Source organism: Mycobacterium sp. TH-M82 (assembly GCF_057473605.1).
This window is the reverse complement of sequence record NZ_JBYCKY010000357.1, coordinates 1-1,464: the sequence shown is the minus strand read 5'-3', so window position 1 is coordinate 1,464 and position 1,464 is coordinate 1. Positions and strand designations below refer to the sequence as shown.

The window sequence follows — 1,464 nt, the reverse complement described above, 5'->3', positions numbered from 1 at the left end:
AAGTACGTTCTGTCGCTGGTCTGGAAGTTCTGCATATAGCCCACGAAATGAGTACAGACAACTTCATATCTGAGACCGCAGGTAGCCCCTTGGCACGGAAGCTTCGTTGTGCCGCCTGCACCACTCGGTGCGGTAGAGCCCCAATCGACCGCAGCATGTCCACGAGCCCGGCCGTGAGCGCCGACTCATCTCTGCCGAACTCCGTGAGCACTTGCCATCAGCGGTCCCACCATCGTGACCCCGGACGCTGAACAGGCCATGCGAGCCGGAGTCGACGCACCCGGGATCGACCCGGACATCGCCAGCGACCTGGTGGCTGGCCAACTCGACGGACCGCACGCCGGGTGCCGCGACCCTCTCGACAGTCCCTACGAGAAGAAAGGCACTGTCTGCACCAAGTCCATCACCGGTACCTGCTTTGCGTGCCCCAACGCTCTGATCACGCTGCAACACCTGCCAGCCGCCCGCGCTATCCAGGAAATGGCACATCCCGACCGCGCAGCCGACCCGAGAACCTGGCAGACGCACTGGAAACCCATCTACGACCCCTGCGAAGCTCCGCAGCGTCGTGGAGCAACGCCTTTGCTGCAGAGATGCGCGTTTGGCCACCGCCGGCCCCACCGTCGCCGCCGGTGGCATACGTCAGCAGCAGGGCCAACACCACCGGGTAAGCGAATCCTTCCTTGCTGCCCGTGCCGCCGGTGCGACCATCACCAGAAGCGTCGTCGCCGAGCATATTCGCTGTAATTGGCCGGGCCAATGTTGCCGGCGCTGCTACCGGAACTGTTTGACGGTCTCGTTCGAGTGACCTGTCGCGACCCGCACCAGGAACACGGTCCCTGCGCTGCGCTTGTCGGCGGTCCCGCCTACCGCATACCAGATGCGGCCTCCGCCCGTGACCTCGTACTGCCATCGGCCGAGCGCCACACCTTGGACGGTCACCGTGGCCAAGTCTCCTCTGAGCGGATGGCAGCGGTCGCAGCGGTCCAGCGGCGTTTTGGTGAGGAAGTCCCAGGCTTCCACGGCCGCGTTACGGGCGGTGGCGAGCAGGTCCGTCCAGCCCTTCTCCGCTTCCCGTGTCGCATGGCGCAGCTCGTATTCGGCTCTTTTGCGTGGCCGGGGAACCGGCTGTTGGCGCTTGGGCACGAATCAATTACGGACGGGCGACCACCGTAAGGTCGGACAGCCAGGTGAGGTCATCGTCATCACGGGGCATGCCGGCGGAGTACGCCTGCGCGGTGGCCTGCCAGGAACGAAAGCTGTCCAAAAGACGTCGGTACTCGCCGAGTTCGGCCGCGCTCCACATCAGGGACTCGACCTCTTCGGCGCACTGGTGCTGCTCATCTGCGGAGAGCAGAGCGAACCAGGCGTTCAGCTCGCCCAAGGCGGCGATGATGTCCCCGCCGCACTTGACGGTTGCGCGCATGAGACGCGATGCCAGGGCGATACCCTCTTCATGGCGTT

At 64.8% G+C, this 1,464-nt stretch carries 2 protein-coding genes; both read right to left on the bottom strand.

Translation table 11 applies throughout. The features are described 5' to 3' along the window. Positions 1 to 774: 774 nt before the first annotated feature. Positions 775 to 1,146: a hypothetical protein gene (locus tag AC2VON_RS11035; protein ID WP_486952992.1), complete on the bottom strand. Its 372-nt coding sequence runs from the start codon at positions 1,144 to 1,146 to the stop codon at positions 775 to 777. 7 nt (positions 1,147 to 1,153) lie between these two features. After that, positions 1,154 to 1,464, bottom strand: a 311-nt coding sequence (locus AC2VON_RS11030; protein WP_486952991.1) for a hypothetical protein, incomplete at its 5' end; no start/stop codon positions are given.